Annotated in this window: 21 protein-coding genes and 2 tRNA genes; 13 read left to right on the top strand and 10 right to left on the bottom strand. The window is 76.5% G+C overall.

What is annotated here, in order from left to right; all coding sequences use genetic code 11:
• Positions 1-98 precede the first annotated feature (98 nt).
• On the top strand, positions 99-974 hold the full coding sequence (locus G1H19_RS13490) for a glycosyltransferase family 2 protein (protein ID WP_152729455.1): 876 nt from the start codon (positions 99-101) through the stop codon (positions 972-974).
• 25 nt (positions 975-999) lie between these two features.
• Here the strand turns inward: G1H19_RS13490 and G1H19_RS13485 are convergent, their stop codons facing one another.
• A complete protein-coding gene (locus G1H19_RS13485) occupies positions 1,000-2,436 on the bottom strand; it encodes a bifunctional phosphatase PAP2/diacylglycerol kinase family protein (protein WP_162392915.1) in 1,437 nt (478 codons plus the stop codon).
• Positions 2,437-2,492: 56 nt separating this feature from the next.
• The gene (locus G1H19_RS13480; protein WP_162392916.1) at positions 2,493-3,023 is read right to left on the bottom strand and encodes a CGNR zinc finger domain-containing protein; all 531 of its coding nucleotides are present in this window, start codon (positions 3,021-3,023) and stop codon (positions 2,493-2,495) included.
• A 106-nt stretch (positions 3,024-3,129) separates the two neighbouring features.
• Here G1H19_RS13480 and G1H19_RS13475 point away from each other — a divergent pair, with 106 nt between their 5' ends.
• From G1H19_RS13475 to G1H19_RS13450, 6 genes are all read left to right on the top strand, one after another.
• Positions 3,130-4,374: an MFS transporter gene (locus G1H19_RS13475; RefSeq protein WP_162392917.1), complete on the top strand. Its 1,245-nt coding sequence runs from the start codon at positions 3,130-3,132 to the stop codon at positions 4,372-4,374.
• A gap of 113 nt (positions 4,375-4,487) precedes the next feature.
• Positions 4,488-4,576 (top strand) — tRNA-Ser (locus G1H19_RS13470).
• A 36-nt stretch (positions 4,577-4,612) separates the two neighbouring features.
• Positions 4,613-4,685, top strand: a tRNA-Arg gene (locus tag G1H19_RS13465).
• Positions 4,686-4,908: 223 nt separating this feature from the next.
• Positions 4,909-5,256 (top strand): PadR family transcriptional regulator, encoded by a 348-nt coding sequence (locus G1H19_RS13460; protein ID WP_152729457.1) that lies wholly within the window; start codon positions 4,909-4,911, stop codon positions 5,254-5,256.
• Positions 5,253-6,287, top strand: coding sequence for an HAAS signaling domain-containing protein (locus tag G1H19_RS13455; RefSeq protein ID WP_152729458.1), 1,035 nt, complete (start codon positions 5,253-5,255; stop codon positions 6,285-6,287). The genes G1H19_RS13460 and G1H19_RS13455 overlap by 4 nt, the downstream gene beginning before the upstream one ends.
• Before the next feature lie 141 nt (positions 6,288-6,428).
• Positions 6,429-7,646: a DUF4032 domain-containing protein gene (locus G1H19_RS13450; RefSeq protein WP_152729459.1), complete on the top strand. Its 1,218-nt coding sequence runs from the start codon at positions 6,429-6,431 to the stop codon at positions 7,644-7,646.
• A 69-nt stretch (positions 7,647-7,715) separates the two neighbouring features.
• Here G1H19_RS13450 and G1H19_RS13445 read toward each other — a convergent pair whose 3' ends face one another.
• Positions 7,716-9,188 carry an NAD-dependent succinate-semialdehyde dehydrogenase gene (locus G1H19_RS13445; RefSeq protein ID WP_217269527.1) on the bottom strand — a complete coding sequence of 491 codons (1,473 nt, stop codon included), beginning with the start codon at positions 9,186-9,188 and terminating at the stop codon, positions 7,716-7,718.
• A gap of 46 nt (positions 9,189-9,234) precedes the next feature.
• Positions 9,235-9,513 carry an MSMEG_0570 family nitrogen starvation response protein gene (locus tag G1H19_RS13440; RefSeq protein ID WP_162392918.1) on the bottom strand — a complete coding sequence of 93 codons (279 nt, stop codon included), beginning with the start codon at positions 9,511-9,513 and terminating at the stop codon, positions 9,235-9,237.
• 270 nt (positions 9,514-9,783) lie between these two features.
• Between G1H19_RS13440 and G1H19_RS13435 the strand changes: the two genes are divergently transcribed.
• Complete coding sequence (locus G1H19_RS13435; RefSeq protein WP_162392919.1) at positions 9,784-11,184, top strand: radical SAM domain-containing protein; 1,401 nt, start codon at positions 9,784-9,786, stop codon at positions 11,182-11,184.
• On the opposite strand, the gene G1H19_RS13430 is transcribed toward G1H19_RS13435, so the two are convergent.
• The 4 genes from G1H19_RS13430 to G1H19_RS13415 form a co-directional block, all read right to left on the bottom strand.
• Positions 11,152-12,216, bottom strand: a complete 1,065-nt coding sequence (locus tag G1H19_RS13430; protein ID WP_162392920.1) for an ABC transporter ATP-binding protein — start codon at positions 12,214-12,216, stop codon at positions 11,152-11,154. The two genes, G1H19_RS13435 and G1H19_RS13430, sit on opposite strands and share 33 nt — an antisense overlap.
• A gap of 242 nt (positions 12,217-12,458) precedes the next feature.
• Positions 12,459-13,229 (bottom strand): ABC transporter permease, encoded by a 771-nt coding sequence (locus tag G1H19_RS13425; RefSeq protein ID WP_162392921.1) that lies wholly within the window; start codon positions 13,227-13,229, stop codon positions 12,459-12,461.
• On the bottom strand, positions 13,226-14,065 hold the full coding sequence (locus G1H19_RS13420; RefSeq protein WP_152729462.1) for an ABC transporter permease subunit: 840 nt from the start codon (positions 14,063-14,065) through the stop codon (positions 13,226-13,228). Before G1H19_RS13420 ends, G1H19_RS13425 begins: the two co-directional genes overlap by 4 nt.
• Positions 14,065-15,282, bottom strand: coding sequence for an ABC transporter substrate-binding protein (locus G1H19_RS13415; RefSeq protein WP_162392922.1), 1,218 nt, complete (start codon positions 15,280-15,282; stop codon positions 14,065-14,067). Before G1H19_RS13415 ends, G1H19_RS13420 begins: the two co-directional genes overlap by 1 nt.
• Positions 15,283-15,371: 89 nt before the next feature.
• Here G1H19_RS13415 and G1H19_RS13410 point away from each other — a divergent pair, with 89 nt between their 5' ends.
• Entirely contained in the window at positions 15,372-15,986 is a 615-nt protein-coding gene (locus G1H19_RS13410) for a CDP-alcohol phosphatidyltransferase family protein (protein WP_152729463.1), read from the top strand.
• On the opposite strand, the gene G1H19_RS13405 is transcribed toward G1H19_RS13410, so the two are convergent.
• Positions 15,968-17,389 (bottom strand): dihydrolipoyl dehydrogenase family protein, encoded by a 1,422-nt coding sequence (locus G1H19_RS13405; RefSeq protein WP_152729464.1) that lies wholly within the window; start codon positions 17,387-17,389, stop codon positions 15,968-15,970. The genes G1H19_RS13410 and G1H19_RS13405 overlap by 19 nt on opposite strands.
• 25 nt (positions 17,390-17,414) lie before the next feature.
• Between G1H19_RS13405 and G1H19_RS13400 the strand changes: the two genes are divergently transcribed.
• Both G1H19_RS13400 and G1H19_RS24560 read left to right on the top strand, forming a co-directional pair.
• Entirely contained in the window at positions 17,415-18,017 is a 603-nt protein-coding gene (locus G1H19_RS13400) for a class I SAM-dependent methyltransferase (RefSeq protein WP_152729465.1), read from the top strand.
• 236 nt (positions 18,018-18,253) lie between these two features.
• Positions 18,254-19,117 (top strand): DUF559 domain-containing protein, encoded by an 864-nt coding sequence (locus tag G1H19_RS24560; RefSeq protein WP_152729466.1) that lies wholly within the window; start codon positions 18,254-18,256, stop codon positions 19,115-19,117.
• Positions 19,118-19,331: 214 nt separating this feature from the next.
• On the opposite strand, the gene G1H19_RS13390 is transcribed toward G1H19_RS24560, so the two are convergent.
• Entirely contained in the window at positions 19,332-20,615 is a 1,284-nt protein-coding gene (locus G1H19_RS13390; RefSeq protein ID WP_152729662.1) for an alpha-hydroxy-acid oxidizing protein, read from the bottom strand.
• A gap of 192 nt (positions 20,616-20,807) precedes the next feature.
• Between G1H19_RS13390 and G1H19_RS13385 the strand changes: the two genes are divergently transcribed.
• Together G1H19_RS13385 and G1H19_RS13380 are read left to right on the top strand one after the other, a co-directional pair.
• A complete protein-coding gene (locus tag G1H19_RS13385; RefSeq protein WP_152729467.1) occupies positions 20,808-21,959 on the top strand; it encodes a hypothetical protein in 1,152 nt (383 codons plus the stop codon).
• 22 nt (positions 21,960-21,981) lie between these two features.
• Positions 21,982-22,482, top strand: a complete 501-nt coding sequence (locus tag G1H19_RS13380) for a MarR family winged helix-turn-helix transcriptional regulator (protein WP_162392923.1) — start codon at positions 21,982-21,984, stop codon at positions 22,480-22,482.
• The last annotated feature ends 70 nt before the right edge of the window (positions 22,483-22,552 follow it).

Here is a 22,552-nt window from a genome sequence, read left to right as displayed (position 1 = left end):
CAGGTGCGCCGACCCGACGCAGCGGTGGTCGTCACCCGGTCGTGTGACGTGCCGGCCCGGGTGCCTGCCGCCGCGCCGCTGTCGGGCAGCATGCGGCCATGCCCTCCGCCGTCCCCCTGGTGAGCATCGGTCTGCCCGTCTACAACGGCGAGCGGTACCTCCAGCAGACCCTGGCCACCCTGCTCGACCAGACGGCCGGGGACTTCGAGCTGGTGGTGTGCGACAACGCGTCGACCGACTCGACACCGGCCATCTGCGCCCGCGCGGCCGCCGCGGACCCGCGGGTCCGCTACGTGCGCAACCCGGTGAACATCGGGCTGGGACGCAACTTCAACCGGGTGTTCGCCCTCTCCCGGGGGCGGTACTTCCGCTGGGCCATGGGCGACGACCTGGTCACCGCCACCAACCTGGCCGACTGCCTGGAGGTGCTGGAGAGCCGCCCGGAGGTGGTGCTGGCCGTGCCGGGCTGGGACCTGGTGGACGCCACCGGCGCGGTGCACCCGGACACCGCGACGCTGGCGGTGCCGCACAGCTGGTCGGCGGACCTGGAGCGCCGGCTGGAGCAGTACGTCGACCTGCTCGGCACGCCGCACGCGATCGCGGTGATGCCCTACCTGTCCGGCCTGGTGCGCAGCGAGGCGCTGTGGCGCACCGGCCTGCTGGGCAGCTACCCGTCCTCCGACGACGTGCTGCTCGCCGAGCTGGCGGTCCAGGGGCAGCTGGCCGAGACCGGCCGGCACTCGCTGAGCATCCGGCTGCACGCCGGCTCGGCGGGGCACGGCATCGGCACCGGCGACCACCGCGCGGTGCACCGGACGTTCTTCCCCGACGCCGCCGCCCGTTCGCTGGCGCTGTGGCGCCGGCGCCGGTTCCCCGCGATGCTCGCCGTGCTGGGCCGGGCGGACCTGCCCGCGGACCGCCGTCGGGCGCTGCAGGCCCGCTACCTGCGGGCCTGCTGGCGCGGGCTGCGCTGACCCGGCCCGTCCCGACGCGGGCCGCTCAGTCGGTGCGGCTGCAGTAGACGGTGAGCCGGGCGCCCTTGGTGAACAGGAAGCGGGTCGCCGTCTCGCCGATCTCGCCGTCGTAGGCCAGCTGCTGCGGACCGGACCGGGTGACCACCCGCAGCTCCGTGGTCTGGAACTGGGCGTAGCTGCGGGCGTGCTCGCCGATCCCCAGCAGGGTGGCCAGCACCGCGCGGGTGCGCCCGAACCGCAGGTCGGCGCGCAGCCACTGCACGTCCAGCAGGCCGTCCTCCAGCCGCGGCCGCCACGCGGGGGAGAGCCCGCGCGGGGTGTAGCAGCCGTTGCCGACGAAGAGGATCCAGGCGTCGATCAGCCGGCCGTTGACCGTCATCCGCACCGGGGTGCCGGTGCGCAGCACCTGGGCCGCGGCCACGGTGAGGGCCAGCCAGCGGCCGAGCCGGCCCTTCAGCTGGTCGCGCCGGGCCACCATCTCGGGGTAGCTGCCCAGGCTGGCGGTGTTGAGGAACGGCGTGCCGTTGACCGCGGCGACGTCGACCTCGACGGCCTTCCCGGCGAGCACCGCGTCGACGGCGTCCCGGGGGGTGAGCAGGCCGACGTCGCGGGCGAAGTGGTTCAGCGTGCCGGCGGGCACGACGGCCAGCGGCAGACCGTGCGCCAGCGCGACGGCGGCGGCCGCGGCGACGCTGCCGTCGCCACCGGCCACGCCCAGGGCGCGCGCCCGGCCCGACGCGGCGGCCTCGGTGAGCAGCTCGGTGACCCCGGCGTCCGGGCCGATGGTGAGCACCTCGGCGCGGGGCAGCAGGCGCTGCACCTCGGCGGCCGGGTCGTGGTGCGCGTCGCCGGAGAGCGGGTTGACCGCGACGACCAGCCCCTCGCCCTCGGGCAGTGCGGGTGCGTCCCGGCCGGGCCGGACCCGGGCCGGTGCGGTCGGGCGCACCTTCCACCAGTGCTGCCCGGCCGCGGCGACGGCGCCGCCGACCACCATGCCGGCGACGACGTCACCCGGGTAGTGCACGCCGACGTGCACCCGTGAGTACCCGACGCCGAGCGCCAGCGGGGCCAGCGCGGCCCCGAGCCGTGGGCTCTCCATGGCGACGCCGGTGACGAAGGCCGCGGCCGAGGCGGAGTGGCCGCTGGGGAAGGACAGCGTGTGCGGTGTGCGGCGCAGCGCGCGGGTGGGGGCGACGCCCACCATGTCCGGGCGGACCCGCCGGAAGACGTGCTTGAGGCCGGCGTTCACCAGCAGGCTGGAGGCTGCCAGCGACCCGGCCCCGCGCAGGGCCGCCCGCCGGGGCACGCCCCGTCGGGTGCCCAGGGCGACGGCGAGCCCGGTCCACAGCACGCCGTGGTCGGCGGCCCTGGACAGCCGGCGCAGCCAGACGTCGGCCGGGGTGTCCGGCAGCCGTCCGACGCGGGCGAGCAGGCGGGCGTCCCAGGTCAGCGGATGCGGCACCGTGGGACCGTACCCGCCCCCCCACCTCGCGCTTTCTGTACAGAAAGCGTGGGTCGTCAGGTGCGCCGGCGGGCGCGGTAGGCGGCCACGGTCGAGCGGCTGGCGCAGGTGTTGGAGCAGTACCGCCGGCTGGCGTTGCGCGAGGTGTCCACGTAGACGTCGTCGCAGGTCTCGGCGGAGCAGATGCCCAGCCGCTGCCAGCCGTGCTGCACCACGAGCTGGGACAGGCCCATCGCGACGGTCGTGGTCACCTGCTCGAGCAGACCGGCGTCCTCCCGGGCGTAGTGCAGGTGCAGCTCGCCGTCGTGGTCGGTGGCGTACGGGCGCGGGCGGGCCAGCCCCAGCAGGTCGTTGAGCCCCCGCATGGCGCTCGCCTGGTCGTCGGCGGCGGCCAGCGAGCGCACCAGGTCGGCCAGCGCGGCCAGCCGGGCGACGTCCCGGCCCTCGGCGTGCAGGGAGGTACCGGGGGTGAACCAGTCCTCGTGGGCAGTGAGGAAGGTCTCGTCCCATCCCGGCACGTCGCGCCCGGTGTTCGCCAGGTCGACGGCAAGCTCGACCGCGTTCGACTCGTAGGTGTCGTAATCCACGTGGCCCCCTACCTCCCGTGCTCTATGGTGAGGGAAGATGTAGGCGGTCAACTGCGTTTGACCGCCTACTGTTCCCGTTTCCTTCGTCCTCGAGCGAGTGCATCCCGTGCGTCAGTACCTCACCGTGTGGCGGCTCCCGTCCGCCCCGGTCCTCCTCGTCTCCGGCTTCGCCGGCCGCCTGCCGTCGGCGATGGTGCCGCTCGCGCTGCTGCTGATGGTGCAGCAGCAGACCGGCTCCTACGCGGTGGCCGGTGCCGCCTCGGCCACCTACGGCGTCGCCATGGCCGTGGTCGCACCCGTGCTCGGGCGGCTCGCCGACCGTCGCGGGCCACGGCCGGTGCTGCTCGTCGAGGCGGTCACGTACCCGCTGTCGCTCGCCGTCCTGGCCGTCACGGTGCTCGCCGCGGCGCCCACCGCCGGGCTGATCGCCGCCTCCGCCCTGGCCGGGGCGAGCACGCCGCTGGTCTCCGGCACCGTGCGCGCGCTGTGGGCCCGCACCGACCCGCGGGTGCAGCCCACCGCCTTCGCCCTGGACGCCACCACCACCGAGCTCGTCTTCGTCACCGGGCCGACCCTGGTCGCGGTCATCACGCTGCTCGCCGACCCCGGCTGGGCGCTGGCCGTGGCGGGCGGGCTGGGCGTGATCGGCACCCTGGGCCTGGCCGGCAGTGCCGCGTTGCGGTCGCTGGTGCCCTCGGTGCCGGTGCAGCAGAGCCTGTTCGCCACCGTGCGCACCCCCGGCATGCCGCGGGTGCTGGTCAGCGGCACCGGCCTGATGCTCGGCTTCGGCGCCATCGAGGTCGCCGTGCCCGCCTTCGCCGACGCCGCCGGCGCGCCCGGGCTCTCCGGTGTCCTGCTGGGCGTCTGGGCGCTCGGGTCGGTGGCCGGTGGGCTGTGGTTCGGTGCCCGCGTCGTCTCGGTGTCGGCGTCGTCCGCCCTGCCCCCGGATCCCACCCTGCCCCGGCTCTACCGGTGGGGCCTGCTCGGCGTCACCCTGGGCATGGCGCCGCTGGCGGCCGTGTCCAGCCCCTGGGTGCTGGCCGGCGTGCTGTTCCTCGGCGGGTCGGCGATCGCCCCGACGCTGACGGTGCAGAGTTCCCTGGTGGGCTCGATCGCACCGGCCCACGCCACCACCGAGGCCTTCACCTGGCTGTCCACCGTGGCCTTCGGCGCCTCCGCCGTCGGTGCCGCGGTCGGCGGAGCGCTGATCGAGTCCCCGGCCGGGGTCGAGGGCGCGCTGGTCATGTCGGCGGTGGCCACCGCGCTCGCCGTCGTCGTCACGCTGCTGCCCGGTCGGCGTCCGGTCCCGGTGGCCGGGGCGGCCCGTCGGGTCGAGGTCGCCGCCGTCTGAGCGGACCGGTGGCCGGGTGCCCGCGGGCATCCGGCCGCCGGGCCCCGGTGGAGGGGGCGTCCGGGCCGCTGGTAGTCTTCCGTCTCGGTGGTTCCGGGGGCACTCGGGCACTGGGAGGCTTCGCCTAGTCCGGTCTATGGCGCCGCACTGCTAATGCGGTTTGGGTTAATCCCCATCCCGGGTTCAAATCCCGGAGCCTCCGCGCAACACCGGGACACACAACAGAACAGCTCCACACGCACCCGTAGCTCAACGGATAGAGCATCTGACTACGGATCAGAAGGTTAGGGGTTCGAATCCCTTCGGGTGCACGTCTGGTTGAGACAGCGCCGGCCCCCGCCTCCCTCGTGGACGCGGGGGCCGACGTCTGTCCGGGCCTCGACTGCTCCCGTCTCGCCCCACAGCCCGCCGAGATGGCCATCTCGGCGGGCTGTTCGTGTCGGTCCTGGCGGACGGCGCCGGCCCGCGACGCGCCGGCGGACCTCACCTTCCCGCGCTACTGCGGCTGCCGCACTACCGTCCCTGCTGCAGCACATGGAGAGGGAGGTGGCGGTGGACGCCAGCCAGCTGATCAAGGGGGTGCTCGACGTCGCCGTGCTCGCCGTCGTGCGCGGCGCCGACGGCTACGGCTACGACGTGGTGCGGCGGCTGCGCACCGCGGGGTTCGACGAGGTGGGGGACGCGTCCGTGTACGGCACGCTGCGCCGCCTGCACCAGGCCGGCGCACTGACGTCCTACGTCGTCCCGAGCGACGAGGGCCCGCACCGCAAGTACTACGCGATCAACGACAGGGGGCGTTCGGTGCTGGAGGACTCGACCAAGACGTGGAGGACGTTCGTCGACACCGTCGACGGCGTCCTGCTCGGGCCGGCTGCGGCATGACCGCGCCGACCACCCCCGCCGTCTCCGCTCAAGGGCGGGAGTACCTCGCCGCCGTCGACCGCCAGCTCGCCGACCTGCCCGAGGACGACCGGACGGCGCTGCTGGAGGACCTCGCCCTGCACCTGGAGGCGATGTCCCACGAGGACGACGACCGGCCGGTGGCCGTGCGCCTCGGCGCGCCCGCCGCCTACGCCGCCGACCTGCGGGCCGCCGCCGGCCTGCCCGCCCGCGCGAGCGCGCCGGACTGGCTCGGCGCCGGGACCAGGGACCGGCTGGACCGGGTGCTGGCCACCCACCCGGCCCGCGAGGCCCGGCGCCTGGTGGCCGACCTGCGCCCGGCCTGGTGGGTGCTGCGCGGCTACCTGCTCGTGGCCGTGCCGTGCCTGCTGCAGATCGACGGTGTCGACGACTTCCCGGTCCCCGCGCCCTTCGGCAGCCAGGGCATCGGCCTGGTGCTGGTCGCGGCCGCGGTCGCCGGCTCGTTCCTGCTGGGCCGGCAGACGCTGCCGCGGGCCCTCGGTGCGCTGGTCGCCGCGGGTGGGCTGCTGCTCGCGGTGCTGGCGCTGCTGATCGCGCAGACCCACGGCGACCGCCTGCGCGAGCCCGTCTACGTGTCGGTGTCCCAGCCGGCCGCGCTGCAGGCCCAGGGCCAGTTCCCGCTGCTGTCCCGGTCCGGGCCGGTCACCGACGTGCTGCCGTACGCCGCCGACGGCACGCCGCTGGAGGGGGTGCTGCTCTACGACCAGGACGGCCGTCCGCTCCAGGTGGGCGTGCAGGAGTGGTGGGCCGACGGCTGCTACCGGGTGCTGGAGCAGCCGCAGGCCACCGACGGGGTGCCGGTGCCGCAGTCGTTCCCGCAGAACTACGTGGTCGCCCGCACCGAGCTGGACCGCTACGGGGTCCCGCTGCAGCTGGACCGGTGCACCGCGGGGCAGCAGCGGCCCGAGGTGCCGCTGCCGGTCTTCCCGACCCCGGCCGCCCCGTCGCCGGACGCGACGGCGGTCGCTGCCGCTCCCACCCCGGGCGGCTGACCGGTCCGGTCCCCGTCCGCACCCAGGGCGGGGACCGGAACATCGTCACCGACAGTGCTGGGTACATCACGCTCGCGCCTCCCCGGTCGGCGGGTCCCGCGCTGTCACGATGGGCGTGACGCCGTCCCCCGGGAGTTCCGCATGCGCTACCTCTTCCGTCCGCCCGCCGATGCGGCCACCGGTCTGCTGACGCTGCCCTGGCACCAGCCGCTGGCGGACTGGGACGACGACCGGCTGGTCGAGGTGCCCCAGCGCGGGCTCTCCCGGCACGTCGTGCGGTTCGTCGCGGTCGAGGGCCGGGTGTACGCGCTGAAGGAGCTGCCCGAGCCGCTGGCCCGGCGCGAGTACACGCTGCTGGGCCGGTTCGAGGCCGACGGGCTGCCCGCGGTGCGGGTGCTCGGCATCTGCGTCGACCGGCCCGGTGGCCAGGAGGCGGTACTGGTGACCCGGTACCTGGAGTACTCCACGAGCTACCGCCACCTGTTCTCCACGCCGCGGACCGAGCGCTCGGCCCACCAGCTGGTGGACACCCTCGTGGTGCTGCTGGTGCGGCTGCACCTGGCGGGGGTCTTCTGGGGCGACTGCTCGCTGTCCAACACCCTCTTCCGGCCCGACGCCGGCTCGGTCGCCGCGCACCTGGTCGACGCCGAGACGACCGAGCGGCACGCCCGGCTGTCCACCGGCCAGCGTGACCTCGACCTCGACATCGCCGCGGACCGGGTCGGCGCCGAGCTGCTGGACCTGCTGGCAGCCGGCGTGCTGCCCGACGACGTGGACCCGGTGGAGACCGCGCGCAGCATCCGCCCCCGCTACGAGGCGCTGTGGGACGAGCTGGGCCGGGAGGAGCTGGTCGGCCGCGGGGAGCAGTTCCGTGGTGTCGCCGACCGGCTCGCCCGGCTGGACGCGCTCGGCTTCGACGCCGGCGAGGTCGAGCTGGTCTCCGACGGCGACGGCTACCGGGTCCGGGTGGAGACGCGGGTGCGCGAGCCCGGGCAGCACCGCCGCGAGCTGTCCCGGCTCACCGGGCTGGACGTGTCGGAGAACCAGGCCCGGCGGCTGCTGGACGACCTGCGCAGCCACCGCGCCCAGCTGGAGGGCGCCGCGGGCGTCCCGGTGGCCGAGACGGTCGCCGCGCACCGCTGGGTGGCCGAGGAGTACCTGCCGGTGGTCGAGGCCGTCCCGGCGCACCTGGCCGGCCGGCTGGCCCCGGCCGAGCTGTTCCACGAGATCCTGGAGCACCGCTGGTTCCTGTCCGAGCAGGCCGGCCGCGACGTGGGCACGGCCGCCGCGGCGACGTCGTACCTGGAGACCGTGCTGCCGCGGACGTCGGCCGCCGTCCCGCAGCTCGCCACAGGCTGACCTCGTCCGGACAGGACCGACACGAACTCCCCGCCGAGATGGCCATCTCGGCGGGGAGGGGATCGGGCGTCAGAGCGGGAAGCTGACGTACCTGGTCTGCAGGTACTCGGCCAGGCCCTCGTGCGCGCCCTCTCGGCCGATGCCGGACTGCTTCACCCCACCGAACGGGGCCGCCGGGTCGCTGACCACCCCGCGGTTGACCCCGACCATGCCGAACTCCAGGGCCTCGGACAGCCGCAGCCCGCGGGCCAGGTCGCCGGTGAACACGTAGGCCACCAGGCCGTACGGGGTGCCGTTGGCCAGCTGGACGGCCTGCTCGTCGGTGTCGAACCGGACGATCGGGGCCACCGGGCCGAAGGTCTCCTCGACGAGTGCGGCCGAGCCCTCGGGCACGTCCATCAGCACCGTGGGCGGGTAGAAGAACCCGGGCCCAGCCGGGCGCTCGCCGCCGAGCACCGCGCGGGCGCCGGCGTCGACGGTGGACCGCACGATCCGCTCCACCTTCGCCACCGTGGCCTCGTTGACCAGCGGGCCGAGGGTGACGCCGTCGTCGTCCCCGCGGCCGACGGTCACCGCGCCCATCCGCTCGGCGAGCCGGCGGGCGAACTCGTCGGCCACCGGTGCCTGGACGTAGAAGCGGTTGGCCGCGGTGCATGCCTCGCCACCGTTGCGCAGCTTGGCCAGCATCGCGCCGTCGACGGCGGCGTCCAGGTCGGCGTCGTCGAAGACGACGAACGGGGCGTTGCCGCCCAGCTCCATCGAGCTCACCAGCACCTGGTCGGCGGCGCTGCGCATCAGCTGCTTGCCCACCGCCGTCGACCCGGTGAAGCTGATCTTCCGCAGCCGGGGGTCGGCCATCACGGTGGCCCCGATGTCCTGCGCGGCGGTGGTGGGCAGCACGTTGACCACGCCGTCGGGCACCCCGGCCTCGGCCAGCAGCTCGGCCAGCAGGAGCGCCGTCAGCGGGGTCTCCTCCGAGGGCTTGAGCACCACCGTGCAGCCGGCCGCCAGCGCGGGCCCGATCTTGCGGGTGGCCATGGCGGCCGGAAAGTTCCACGGCGTGATGAGCAGGCAGACCCCGACCGGCTGGCGGGTGACCAGGGTGCGGGTGCCGCCGGCCGGGGCGACCCGGTAGTCGCCGTCGATGCGCACGGCCTCCTCGGAGAACCAGCGGAAGAACTCGGCGGCGTAGGTCAGCTCGGCGCGCGCGTCGGGCAGCGCCTTGCCGTTCTCCCGGGTCATCAGCAGGGCGATGTCGTCGGCGTGGGAGTGCACCAGCTCGAAGGCGCGCCGCAGCATGATCGAGCGCTGTCGCGGGGGTGTGGCCGCGAACCCGGGCAGCGCGGCGTGCGCGGCGTCCATCGCGGCGGTGGCGTCCTCGGGGGTCGCGTCGGCCACCGCGGCCAGCTGCTGCCCGTCGGCCGGGTCCAGGACGGCGAACGTCGCGCCGCCGGACGCCGCCCGCCAGCGGCCGCCCACGAACAGCCCGGTCGGGACGGGGCGGGAGAGGCCGGGGACCGTCGTCGTCAGCTCGTCGGGCACGGTCCCTCAGTACACGACCGCGTCGGTGGGCGCCACGCCCGGCTGCTCAGCGGTGGAACGCCAGCACGGTGACCTCGCCGCCGGGGAAGCCGGCCGCTCGGCCCTCGATGCCGGCCAGCGCCGCCGCGGCGCGGCTGCACGGGAACCCGTACCGGGCCAGCACCCGGTCGCTGGCCACCTGCAGGGCGGTGCGGCTGCGGTCGAGGAAGTCGCCGAGCTCGTAGGCGCGGCCGACCTCGAACGTCTCCTCCACCACGAGGGACGGCGAGTACACCGCCTGCACCGACCCGTCCGGCCAGCGGACGTCGAACACGACCTCGGGCACCGTGAGCTCCTCCCGCCGGGTACAGGGGCGGGAGGAGTCTGCTCCACGTGCGAGCGACGGATGGCGGGCGGGGGGCCGGTCCTGACGGTCTGGCCGCGTTGGTCGGTCCACCCAGCGATGGGTGGCCATTCTCAGCCGGCTGCCCCCGCCCGCCAATACTGTGACGCAGGGCACATGATCAAGTCAAGGGTTCCCGGATGTGCCACGGGCCGGCGCGGAGCGGGGCAGACTGGGCGCCGCCCTCGTTCGTTCCCCGACCCGGAGGACGCCGTGCACCCGATCAGGACCCTGCGCCGGCTGGCCGAGCGGACCCGCCCCGTGCACCCGCACACCCGCCGGGTGCTGGAGGAACGCTGGGCCGCGCTCCCCGAGCACGTGCGCACCCCCGCCCAGACCCTGGGCCGGCACGCGGTGGGCTGCGAGGGCACCCACGGCGTGTTCCCGAAGTGCAACCTGACCTGCACGCCCTGCTACCACTCCGCGGACGCCAACAAGGTCCGGGTGGACGGCGAGCACACCCGCACCCAGGTCGGGGCGCAGATGGCCTACCTGCGCGAGCGGCGCGGGCCGTTCGCGCACGCCCAGCTCATCGGCGGAGAGGTCAGCCTGCTGCCACCGGACGACCACGCTGCCGCGCTGCAGGCGATGCGCGACGCGGGCCGGGAGCCGATGTCGATGACGCACGGCGACTTCGACGCCGACTACCTGCGGGCGGTCGCGCTGGACGCCGAGGGCCGCCCGCGCTTCCGCCGGCTGTCCTTCGCCGCGCACGTGGACTCCCTCATGCGCGGCCGGCGCGGCGCGGTCCGGCCGCGCAGCGAGACCGAGCTGCACGAGCACCGGCGGGCGTTCGTGCAGATGTTCGCCGACCTGCGGGCCGAGCACGGCGTCCAGTCGTTCCTGGCGCACAACATGACCGTCACCCCGGCCAACCTGGACGAGGTGGCCGAGGTCGCGCGGGCGGTGCTGCCGATGGGCTACGGGATGATGTCCTTCCAGCCCGCGGCCTTCGTCGGGGACCAGCGGCGCTGGCGCGGCGGTGACTACGACGACGTCTCGATCGACGCCGTCTGGGCCCGGATCGAGGAGGGGCTGGGCACCCGGGCGTCCTACGCCGCGGTGGAGTTCGGCGACCCGCGGTGCAACCGCACCGCCTACGGGCTGGTGGTGGACGGCTCCTGGTACGTCTGGTGCGACGACACCTCACCGGTCGACCTGGCCGGCCGGGACGCCTTCCTCGGCCACTTCGGCGGGGTCGCCTTCACCGGCACGCCGCCGGCACTGCTGGCGGTCAAGGTGCTCCGGGTGCTGGCCCGGCACCCCGGCGACGTGCTGGTGGCGGTGCGGTGGCTGCGCGGGTTCGTGGCCCGGGTCGGTGGCCTGCGGCGGCTGGCCGGTGCGGCCCGCCGCGGCCGGGTCCGGCCGTTGAACATCGTGGTGCACGCCTTCATGGACGCCGCCGACGTCGCCCCGGCGTGGGCGGCGATGCAGGCGGGGGAGACGGCGACCGAGCCCCGGGTGCTGGCCGCGCAGGAGCGGCTCGCCGCCTGCACGTACTCGATGGCGCACCCGGAGACCGGGCAGCTGGTGCCGGCCTGCGTGCAGCACTCGGTGCTCGACCCCGTCGCCAACGCCGAGCTACGGCAGCTGCTGCCGCTCACCGTCCTCTGACGGCGGCACGACGGTCCGGACGTCGACCGGCACCCGCAGCCCGACCGGGTCCCCGACGGCGGGCTGGCGGCCCAGCGGCGCCTCGGCGTGCACCCGGGCGGTGCCGCCGGCACCGGCGACCGCCACGGTGACCAGCGCGCGGGCGCCCAGCACGCGCACCTCGGCCACGGTGCCGGCGATCCCCGACCCGGCGGGCACGAGCTCGACCAGCTCCGGGCGCACGACGAGCACCCCGGGGCCGGCCGGCACCGGCACCGGCAGCTGCAGCGCCCCGAGCGGGGACACGTGCCGCCCGGCCCGGACGGTGCCGGGGACCTCCGTCCGCCCGCCCAGCAGCCGCGCCACGGTCAGCGAGGCCGGCCGGGCGTAGAGCTCGCCGACCGGTGCGTGCTGCTGCAGCAGCCCGTCCCGCAGCACCGCCACCCGGTCCCCGGGCCGGTCGGCGAGGGTGGCCGCCTCGACCGGGTCGTGGGTGACCAGCAGCAGCGTCAGGTCGGCGCGCACCCGGCGCAGCAGCTCGTGCACCTCGGCCCGGGCACCGGTGTCCAGGCCTGTGGTCGGCTCGTCGAGCAGCAGCACCCGGGGGCCGGCGGCGAGCGCGCGGGCCAGCGCCACCCGCTGCTGCTGCCCCCCGGAGAGCTCCCCGGGCCGCCGGCGCTCGAACCCGGGCAGGCCGACGGCATCCAGCCGGGCCCGGGCGTCGGCGTGCGCCCGGCGCCGGGGAACCCCGCGCACCGTGTGCGGGAACGCCACGTTGTCCAGCACCGACAGGTGGCCGAACAGCAGCGGCCGCTGCGCCAGCATCGCCATCCGGCGGCGCTCGGGTGGCACGCCGGCCAGGTCGGCGCCGTCCAGCAGCACCCGTCCGGCGTCCAGTGGCTCGAGCCCGGCGACCAGCCGCAGCGCGGTCGACTTGCCCGAGCCCGAGGGGCCCAGCAGCACCAGGCAGGCCCCACCCGGCACCGGGACGGTCAGCCCGTCCAGCGCCGCCGCCCCGCCGACGGCGTACCGCCGGGTCACCCCGTCCAGCACCAGCCCCTCGTCCGATCCGGCCCACCCCCCGGACGCCGCCGGAGTCGTGGCCCTTCCCGCGGAAGTGGCCGCCTCGGTGGCCCTTTCCGCGGAAGTGGCCGCCGGAGACATGGCCGTTTCCGCGGAAGTGGCCGCCGGAGTGGCCCTTTCCGCGGAAGTGGCCGCCGGAGACGTGGCCCTTTCCGCGGACGTGGCCGCTGGGGGAGTGGGCGTCCTCGCTGGGGTGGCCGGATCGGGACTGGTCATCCGGTGCGGCCGCGGGCGAGGCGGGCGACGAGCAGGGCGGCAGCGAGCGGGGGCAGGACGGCGGAGAGCGCGAGGGCGGCGACCGTGGGCTCGTCGCCCACCCCGGACGCCGCGGACCCCAGCAGCAGCGGCAGGGTGACCAGCTGCCCACCGCCGACGGTCAGCGTCACCACGTAGTCGCTCCAGCCGACGAGGAACGCCAGCAGTGCCGCCGTCGCGACCGCGGGCGCCAGCAGCGGCAACCGCACCCGGCGCCACACCACCGCGGGCGTGGCACCCAGCAGCCGGGCCTCCTCGGCGTAGCCGCGGTCCATCCCGGCCAGGGCGACCCGCAGCGCGTACGTCGTGTACGGCAGCGCAGCGACGGTCAGCACCGCGACCACGCCCACCGGCGCGGGCACGCCGAGCCGCAGCAGCAGCACGTCCAGCCCGAGCGCGACAGCCAGCGGCGGCAACGCGACCGGGGCCAGCAGCAGCGCGGTGATCGTGCGCGGTGCCCGCAGCCGGCCGCCGTCGAGGGCCGCGGCAGCCGCCGCCCCGAGCAGCGTGCCGAGCACGGCGACGACGGCGGCCAGCCCCAGCGACCGTCCCGCGGCCGCCCAGCCCCCGGCCGCGGCCGCCGCCGACCAGCCGGAGGACCCCCACTGCTGCGGCAGCGCCGCCGGCGCGCGCCACACGTCGGCGGCCGCCCACAGCACCAACGGCACCAGCGGCAGCAGGAACCAGGCGGCCAGCCCCACGCCGGTGAGCCGGCGCAGCGCCGTCACGTCGTCCGCGCCAGGCTGCGGCGCAGCGCCACAGCCGCCACCGCCACCACGGCCAGGCCCACCACCACCAGGACGACGGCGGCCGCAGCGGCCTGCGGGCGCTCGGTGAGCTGGATCGACCGGGACAGCCGGTAGGCCAGCACCGGCAGCGGCTCCGGGCTGGCGCGGCCCAGCAGCGCCGCCACCTCGTAGGAGCCGAAGGCGTACACGAAGCTGATCGTGCAGGCGGCCAGCAGCGCGGGCGCCGCCAGCGGCAGGGTGACGTGTCGCAGCCGCCGCCACGGCCCGGCCCCGAGCAGGGCCGCCGTCTCCCGCAGCGGGCCCAGCCGCCCGGCCAGGGCGCCGGCGACCAGCAGTGCCACGAACGCCGACTCCTTCCAGGCGTACTCGGCCACCACCGCCACCCACCAGCGGCCGCCGACCAGCTCCGGCCAGCCGGCCATCCCGGTCCAGCGGGCCAGCACGCCCGAGTCGGCGAGCAGCAGGCCCATCGCCGCCGCCCCGACCAGGTGCGGCACCGGCACGGTCAGCGCCGCGGCCGCGCCCAGCCAGCGGCGGCCGGTGAGCAGCAGCGCCGTCGCCAGCCCGACGACGGCGGCCACCGCGGTGGACGCGGCGGCGATCGCCAGCGACAGCGCCGTCCCGGTGCCGAGGTCGCGGCCGACGTCGCCGAACGCCGCCCCGCTCAGCCGGGGCACGCCGATCAGCGGCAGCAGGCCCAGCGCCTGCAGCAGCACGGTGACCAGGCCCGCGCCGACGACGGCGAGCACGAGCACCACCGCCGGCAGGGCCGGCCAACCCGGAGCGGTGCCCGGCCGGGGCAGCGGACGCGCCATCAGCTGCCCAGCACCTCGCGCCGCCAGCCGTCGTCCAGCGGCGGGACCCAGGCGGCCGACAGCTCCGGCCGGGCGTTCGCCGACAGCTCCTCGAACGGCGGGACGACGGGCGAGGCCGGCAGCCGGTCGAAGGCCTCCCGGTCGGCCGCGGGCAGCAGGTCGAGGTCCAGCACGGTGAACTGGCCCCAGGTGGGGGGGTCGGCCTTGGCCACCTGCTGGGCGGGGGACAGCGCCAGGTCGGCCACCACCTGGGCACCGGCCTGCGAACCGGAGGACGCCGGCAGGGCCAGGAAGCTGGCGTTGCCGAAGGTGCCGTCGTCCAGGGTGAGCACGCGGGTGGTCGGTGGGAAGGTGCCGTCGGCGACCAGGTCGGTGAGCGTGGCCGGGCCGTACGTCATGGTCATCGCGACCTCGCCGTCGGCGTAGAGCCGGTCCAGCTCCTGCTGCGAGGTCGGCTGGTCCCGGCCCTCCCGCCACAGGCTGGGCCGCAGCTCGCGCAGGACGTCCCACAGCGGCGGGGTCACCTCGTCGAAGGCGTCCGCGGAGTAGTCGAGCGGGACGTCGTCGGCGGCCACGTTGGTGAGCACCTGGCGGACGAACACCGAGCCGGTGAAGTCCGGCGGCGCCGGGTAGGTGAAGCGGCCGGGGTTGGCCCGCGCCCAGTCGAGCACCCCGGCCAGGTCGGTCGGCGGGTCGGGCACGGCGGCGCTGTCGTAGACCAGGGTGAACTGGGCCTTGTGCCACGGGGACTCGCAGGCGTCGACCGGGGTGCCGAAGTCCTCGGCCAGCAGCGGGTCGTCCGGCGCCAGGTACCGGGCGTTGGGCAGGTCGTCGGCCCAGCCGCAGAGCCACGCGCCGGCCTGCTTGCCGGTGCCGAAGTTCGCCCCGTTGACCCACACCAGGTCGACCTCGCCGTCGGCGACGCCGGCCTGCCGCTCGTCCAGCACCCGGTCCAGTGCCTCGGTGGTCTCGGCCACCGGCACCCGGCGCAGCGTCACGCCCAGGTCGGCGGCGGCCGGGGTGAGCACGTCGTCGACGTAGGCGTTTCCGGCCTCGTCACCGCCGTACATCCACAGCGACACCGTCTGGCCGTCGGCCTCGGCGAGCACCTGGTCCCAGCTCTGCCCCTCGGCCTGCGTCGCGTCGCTGTCGGGTGCCGCGCACCCGGCCAGCACCACCACGGCGGCGGCCAGCGCCGCCCGTCGTCCCCCGTGCACGAGACCTGCCCCTCCGTCGCCCCGCCGCAGCGGGGAGACTGCCGACGTCGGGACCGAGCCTGACACACCGCAGGTCGGGAGGGGTGCCGATGCTGGACAGACCGGTCCGCGCGCTGTTGGCCGGCCCGCTGGACCGGGTCGCGGCCGTGCTCGACCGGCCCGGCCTGACCCCCGACCGGCTCACCGTCGCCGGCCTCGTCCTGGGCCTGGGCAGCGCGGTGACCAGCGCCGCGCAGCTGTGGCCGGTGGCGCTCGTGCTGTGGCTGGTCAGCCGGCTCGCCGACGGGCTGGACGGCCCGCTGGCCCGCCGCCGGGGCCCCCGCGACGCCGGCGCCGGCGGGTTCCTGGACATCACCTGCGACTTCGTCGTCTACGGCTCGACGGTGGTCGGGGTCGCCGTCGGCGCCACCGCCGGGCACGGCGAGCCGTGGTGGCCGTTCCTGGCGGTCCTGCTGGCCTACTACGTCAACGGGACGGCGTTCCTGGCCTTCTCCAGCATCGCCGAGCGCAGCGGCCGGACCATCGACGACGGCCGGTCGCTGTCCTTCCTGGGCGGGCTGGCCGAGGGCACCGAGACGATCGCCGTGCACGCCCTGTGGCTGGTGGTGCCCTGGGTCGCCGCGGACGTCGCGGTGGTCTGGGCCGCCGTGGTGGCGGTGTCCTCGCTGCAGCGGGTGGTGGCCGGCTACCGCGCCCTGAGCTGAGCCAGCCGGCGCAGCACGGTGACCGCCAGCCGGGCCGGGCCGGCCTGCAGCCGGCCGGTCGCGTCGGCGACCGCGGCGTCCCAGGTGGGGTCGGTGTAGGCCGGGTAGGGGTGCACGGTGCCGGCCAGGTCGGTGGTGGTCAGGCCCTGGGTGACCGCGAGGGTCAGCTCGGCCAGCGACTCCCCGGCCCGCGCCCCGACCACGGTGGCACCCACGACCCGGCGCCGGCCGTCGACGACCAGCCTGGTCACCCCGTCGGTGCGCTGGTCGGTGACCGCCCGGTCGCTGTGCTCGTGCGACTGCGACAGCACCCGGTGCCCGGCCGGCCGCTCGGCGTCCTCGGCGGTCGGCGCGCCCACCGCCGCCAGCTCGGGCGAGGTGTAGGTGACCCGCGGGACAGCGTCCAGCCGCACCGACCGGCGCAGCCCCAGGACGGCGTTGCCCGCGGCCAGGCTGCCGTGCACCCCGGCCAGGTGGGTGAACCGCGGGTGCCCGGTGACGTCGCCGGCCGCCCACACCCGGGGGTTGGTGGTGGCCAGCTGCGCGTCGACCCGGACGTTGCCGCGCTCGTCCCGCTGGATGCCGGCGGCCGCCAGGCCCAGCCCGTCGGTGCGCGGGGCGCGGCCGGCGGCCACCAGCAGCCGGTCGAACGTGACCGTCGCGCCGTCGTCCAGGTGCAGCCGGTGGGCCTCGACGCCGGTCGCGTGCCGGCCGGTGCGCACGTCGACGCCGTCCCGCACGAGTGCCGCCTGCACCAGCGCCGCGGCGGCCGGGTCCTCGCCGGCGAGCAGCCGGGGCCCCGGCTCGACCAGCGTCACCTGCACGCCGAGCCGGGCCATCGCCTGGCCCAGCTCGCAGCCGATCGCGCCGCCGCCGAGCACCGCCACCCGCCCCGGCAGCCCGGTCAGGTCCCACAGCGAGTCCGACGTCAGCGGGTCCGCGTCGGCCAGGCCCGGCACGTCCGGCAGCACCGGGTGCGAGCCGGTGGCCACGACGGCCCGGCGGAAGCGCAGCGGCTCACCGTCGACGGTCACCGTGTCCGGGCCGGTGAACGCCACGTCACCGGTCGCCGTCCGAACGCCCTTCGCGTGCTGGGTCTGCGGTGCGTCGTCCGGCTCGATGGCGGTGATCGCCCGGCGGACCGAGGCCATGACCTGCGCGGTGTCGATGCCGGTGACCTCGGCGTGCAGGCCGAAGCGGGCGGCGCCGCGCACCGCCGCTGCTGCCTCCGCCGCGGCGAGCAACGCCTTGGACGGCACGCACCCCGTCCACAGGCAGTCGCCGCCGAAGCGGTCCCGCTCGACCAGCAGCACCCGGGCCCCCAGCGCGGCGGCCGTGCGGGCGGCGACCAGCCCGGCGGTGCCGGCGCCGATCACGAGCAGGTCGGGGCTGCGGCGGCTCATGGCACCGATGATCCATGCTGGGGGCATGCGGCTGTTCGGTCCGCGCTACACGACCGTGGCGCCGTGCTACGACCTGCTCTCGGCCGAGTGGCCGGTCTACCTGCGGGGACGGCGCGCGGCGTTCGAGCTGCTGGACCTGCGCCCGGGCGAGCGCGTGCTCGACGTGGGCTGCGGCACCGGGCTGGACCTGCCGTTCGTCCGCGCCGCCGGGGCGACGTTCCACGGCGTCGATGCCAGCCCGCAGATGCTCGGCACCGCGCGGCGCCGCGCGCGTGGCTGGTCGGGCGCGACGTTCCTGGCCGCGGACGCGACCTCGCCCGCCGTCGACGAGCTGCCCGGCGGGTTCGACGCCGTCGTCTGCACGTACGCGCTGTCGATCATCCCGGCGTGGCCGGTGGCCTTCGCCCGGGCGGTCGGCCGGGCGCGTCCAGGGGCGCGGGTGGTGGTGGTCGACATGCAGCCGGCGTCCGGGCCGCTCCGGCCGCTCGCCGACCTCGCGATGCGCCTGGGCGGCGTCGACCCCGACGCCCACCCGTGGACCGCCGTCGAGCAGCGGTGCACCGACGTCGAGGCCCGCTCGTTCTGGTCCGGCCACGTCCAGCTGCGCCTGGGCACCCTGCGCACCTGATCCCCGCTCGGCCCTCCGCCCGGTCGTGGCCGCCTCCTGTGGCCTTTCCCGCGGAAGTGGCCGCTCTGCATGGCCCTTTCCGCGGAAGTGGCCGCTCTGGATGGCCCTTTCTGCGGAAGTGGCCGTCGTGGGGGGTCGTTCTCGCAGTCGTGGCCGTCGTCGGGGCCTTGTCGCGGGAGCGGACGGAGCCTGTGGACAACCGCGAGCGGCGGTTCGATCGCGTGCAGGCTGGCGCGGTGCCTCGACACCACCTGAACGGCGTCTTCATCGGCAGTCACGCCATCGCCGCCGGGGTGCTCACCCGGCGTCAGCTCCGGGAGAGCAGCTACCGGCGGCTGGTGCACGGGGTCTACGCGGACCCCGGGCTCCCCGTCGACCACCGGCTGTACTGCACCGGCGTCGGGCTGCTGCTCCCGCCGGGCGCCGCGATCGGCGGGCACTCGGCGGCCGCCTGGCACGACGCCCCGTCGGCCGGCCCGCGTGAACCGGTGACCGTGATCTGCCCGCCCGAGGTGCGCTGGTCGGGGCCGCGGCAGGTGCGCGTGCACGCCACCGACCTCCGGCCGTCCGACGTCGAGCTGGTCGACGGCACACCGGTGACGACGGCGGTCCGCACGGCCTGGGACGTCGCCGTCCTGGAGCCGCTGGGCACGGCCGTCGGCGTGCTGGACGCGATGCTGCGGGCGGGCCGGCTGGACCGGGAGCAGCTGGACCGGCTGGTGCGTGAGGGTGCCGGCCGGTTCGGGGTCACCCGGGTGCGGCGTGCCGTCGAGATGGCGGATGCCCGGGCCGAGTCCTTCCCGGAGTCCTGGGTGCGCGTCGCCCTCGTGCTGGCAGGTCTCACGCCCGTGCCCCAGTTGCGGGTGCGCCACCGGGGGCGGTTCGTGGCGCGGGTCGACTTCGGGTGGCCGGAGGAGAAGGTGCTGCTCGAGTACGAGGGTGACCACCACTTCGTGGGGCGCCAGATCGACCGGGACGACGAGCGGTTCGACCGGCTCGAGGCGGCGGGGTGGCTGGTCATCCGGGTCAGCGCCGCCGACCTGCGTGATCTCGACCGCGTCGTCCGGCGTGTCCTGGCTGCGCTCGCCGCCCGCCGCTGACCCCGCCGTCCAGCCGCGGGAACCCGCCTCACGGGCGGCCACTTCCGCGGGAACGGCCCTGTGGGGCGGCCACTTCCGTGGGAACGGCCCCTGTGGGGCGGCCACTTTCGCGGGAACGGCCCTCTGAGGCGGCCACTTCCGCGGGAACGGCCCTGGGGGGCGGCCACTTTCGCGGGAACGGCCCTGTCGGGCGGACCCTTTGGGAGGGCGGGGGTCAGCGGGGGCGGGGGCGGAGGACGTCGGGGGTCAGCTGGCCCACCGAGGTGTGGCCGGTCAGACCGAGGGTCAGGTCGAACTCGCCGAGCACGTCCTCCACCACCTGGCGGACGCCGTCGGTGCCGGCCAGGGCCAGGCCGTAGGCGTACGGCCGGCCGAGCAGCACGGCCCGGGCGCCGAGGGCGACGGCGGTGAACACGTCACCGCCGGTGCGCACCCCGCTGTCCAGCAGCACCGGCACCCGGTCGGCCACGGCGGCGACCACGTCGGGCAGGGCGTCCAGCGCGGCGATCGAGCGGTCCACCTGCCGGCCGCCGTGGGTGCTGACGATCACCCCGTCGACGCCCTCGTCCAGGGCCCGGCGGGCGTCGTCGGGGTGCAGGACGCCCTTGAGCACGATGGGCAGCCGGGTGCGCGAGCGCAGCCAGGCCAGGTCCGCCCAGGTGATCGAGGGCCGGGAGTAGATGGCCAGGAACGTCTCGACGGCGGCCCGGGGGAGGGGGGAGCGCAGCGTGTCCCACAGCGGTCCGGGCCAGGCGCGGGCCATGCCGACCAGCGTCCGGACGGCGCTCGCGGTGGGCCGGGGCTGCGGTCCGCGCGGCTCGGCGGCCGCGACCCGCTCGGCGACGAGCCGGCGGAACACCGGGTCGGAGGTGTACTGCGCGATGCCGGTGCCGGCCGCGAAGGGCAGGTGCCCGAGGTCGAGGTCGCGCGGGCGCCAGCCGAGCATGGTGGTGTCCAGCGTGACGGCGAGCGCGTCGCAGCCGCTGGCCTCGGCGCGGGCGACCAGGCTCTCCACCAGGTCGTCCGACGTCGACCAGTACAGCTGCATCCAGCGCGGGGAGTCGCCCATCGCGGCCGCGCACGTCTCCATCGACACCGAGGCCTGGTTGGAGAAGACCATCGGCACACCGGTGGCCGCGGCGGCCCGGGCCACGGCCAGGTCGGCGTCGGGGTGCACCAGCCCCAGCGCGCCCACCGGTCCGAGCAGCAGGGGCGCGGGCAGCCGCCGTCCGAAGAGCTCGACGGAGGTGTCCCGGGCGCTGACGTCGCGCAGCACCCGCGGCACGACCGCCCACCGGTCGAAGGCCGCCCGGTTGGCCCGCTGCGTGTCCTCGTCCCCGGCGCCGCCGGCGACGTAGGCGTAGGCGCGGGCGGACAGCCGCCGGCGGGCGGCCCGCTGCAGCCGCCGGGCCGACGTCGGGACCGCGGGGAGCCGACCGTAGGCCCCCGCCCGGTAGACCTGGTCCTGCCGCTGCCGCCCGGTGCCCGCTGCTGACATCACGCCGGACACCGTAGTGATCCCGCTCTCCCGACCCCATCGAGGACGGCGTGGCTCCCGGCCGGATGCGACACGCCGGGCGACACGCCACCGCAGCGTGCCCGACCGGCGACACGCCGCTGACGACGGTGTCACCTGCGCGCTCCCGGGAGAGCATCGGCGGGCCATCGCGCAACCGTCAGGGGGACGTCTGTGCCGATCACGACGAGCCTGCCCGTCCCCCTCCCGGGCGCTGCGCGGCTGCGGGCGCTGAGCGGTCTGGTGCTGGTCGCCCTCCTCCCGGCCGGCGCGGTGCTGCTGCCCACCGGTGCCGCGGCCATCGAGGACCCGGCCGCGCCCACGGTCGAGGTGGTCGCCGGCCCGAGCTGCGGGCCCGGTGTGGTGCGCGTGCGGGTGGTCAACGGCGACATCGGCCTGACCGTCACCCTGGTCACCGACCGCACCCCCAGCGGGGAGGACACCGCGGTGCTGGCCGCCTCGGGCTCCGCCGAGCTGGTCAGCCAGGAGGTGCCCTTCGGGTCGGAGCTGTCGGTCGCCCTGCAGCTCGCCCGGGTGGACGGGCAGCCCGTGGAGCCGATCGACCTGGACCACTGGGTGCGCCCCGCCGAGCACGAGTGCGCGGCCATCACCGCCCCCGCCGCGGACCCCGCGCAGGTGCCGGCCCCGGTCGCCGCCGGCAGCACGCCCGGCGCCGGCCCGGTGGCCGTACCGGACCCCGCGACAGCGCCCGACGGGACGGCCCCCGACGGGACGGTGCCCGCCGGGACGGCTGACACCACCGGCTCCCCGGATCCGGTGCCCGCCGAGCAGCCCGCCGCGGTGCCGGCAGACGCGACCGGCGGGCCGGCCGGCGCCGGCCCCGGGGGGAGCGCGGGCACGGCACCGACCGACGTGCCGACCGAGGCGCCCGCCGTCCCGACCGACCCGCCGCCGGCCGCGGTGGTCAGGCCGGGCGGCATGGTCACCATCCACAGCTCCGGCTTCTCCGGTGGCGAGGTGGTGACCGTCACGATCGACGGCGTGGACGAGCCGCTGGCCGCGGTCACCGCCGAGTCCGACGGCGCCGTGCTGGCCCACGTCCAGGTGCCCGCGGACCACCCGGACGGAGCCGCCCGGGTGCGGCTGGTCGGTGCCGACTCGGCGGCCCGTGCGCAGGTGGGGCTGGAGGTGGCGGCCCGGTCGTCGTCCGCGGACGGGGGTGGCGCGCCGTGGCAGCTGGTCGGCAGCGGGGTGCTGCTGCTGGCCGTCGCGGTCGGCCTGGCCGTCGTCGGGAACCGTCGGGCGGCGCCCGGCGGGCCGGTCGGGACGCCGTCGCCGTCCCCCGGGCGACGAGCCGGCCGATGAGGCGTCGGGGACGATGACGGACGTGCACCGACCCGACGACGCCCCGTCCCGGGGGGTGCCCCGGGACGTCGCCGGCATGCCCGGGACCGCTCCCGGCACCGCCGAGACCTGGCTGCGCATCGTGCAGGTGCACGACCGGGTGACCCGCCGGGTCGACTCCGCGCTGCACCAGCTGCACGGCCTGTCGCTGACCGGGTTCGAAGCACTGCGCCGGATCGCCGAGGCGCCCGGTGAGCGGGCCAGCATGAGCGAGGTCGCCGAGGCCGTGGGGCTGTCCCGGCCCGGTGTCACCAGCACGGTGGGCCGGCTGGTGGGCGAGGGGCTGGTCACCCGGGAGCGCTCCGGCGGCGACCGCCGGCTGCTGCACGCCCGGCTGACCCCGGCCGGCCGGGAGCGGTTCGACGCCGCGGCCCGCACCCACGACGAGATGGTCGCCCACCTGCTGACCCTCCTCGGGGACGACGTGGGCGTGGTCACCGACGCCCTGGCCCGGGTCTCCGCCGCCGCCCGCACCCGCCGCTGACCCCGCCCCGCCTGACTTTCTCGGGCTCGAGTCCGGTGGGGCCTCCCGGCTTCGTCGGCCGGAGGACGGT

Origin of the sequence: Goekera deserti, assembly GCF_010685995.1 — a bacterium.
Taxonomy (GTDB): Bacteria; Actinomycetota; Actinomycetes; order Mycobacteriales; family Geodermatophilaceae; genus Goekera; species Goekera deserti.
The sequence above is the reverse complement of the archived record's forward strand: the minus strand, read 5'-3'. Positions and strand labels throughout refer to the sequence as shown.

Bases quoted from the DNA above. Each gene is read 5' to 3' on its own strand.
- G1H19_RS13455 (WP_152729458.1), top strand. From the start codon at position 5,253: ATGACCGCGCCGACCACCCCCGCCGTCTCCGCTCAAGGGCGGGAGTAC.
- G1H19_RS13490 (WP_152729455.1), top strand. From the start codon at position 99: ATGCCCTCCGCCGTCCCCCTGGTGAGCATCGGTCTGCCCGTCTACAAC.
- G1H19_RS13390 (WP_152729662.1), bottom strand. From the start codon at position 20,615: ATGTCAGCAGCGGGCACCGGGCGGCAGCGGCAGGACCAGGTCTACCGG.
- G1H19_RS13400 (WP_152729465.1), top strand. From the start codon at position 17,415: ATGCGGCTGTTCGGTCCGCGCTACACGACCGTGGCGCCGTGCTACGAC.
- G1H19_RS13410 (WP_152729463.1), top strand. From the start codon at position 15,372: ATGCTGGACAGACCGGTCCGCGCGCTGTTGGCCGGCCCGCTGGACCGG.
- G1H19_RS13460 (WP_152729457.1), top strand. From the start codon at position 4,909: ATGGAGAGGGAGGTGGCGGTGGACGCCAGCCAGCTGATCAAGGGGGTG.
- G1H19_RS13450 (WP_152729459.1), top strand. From the start codon at position 6,429: ATGCGCTACCTCTTCCGTCCGCCCGCCGATGCGGCCACCGGTCTGCTG.
- G1H19_RS13405 (WP_152729464.1), bottom strand. From the start codon at position 17,389: ATGAGCCGCCGCAGCCCCGACCTGCTCGTGATCGGCGCCGGCACCGCC.
- G1H19_RS13420 (WP_152729462.1), bottom strand. From the start codon at position 14,065: ATGGCGCGTCCGCTGCCCCGGCCGGGCACCGCTCCGGGTTGGCCGGCC.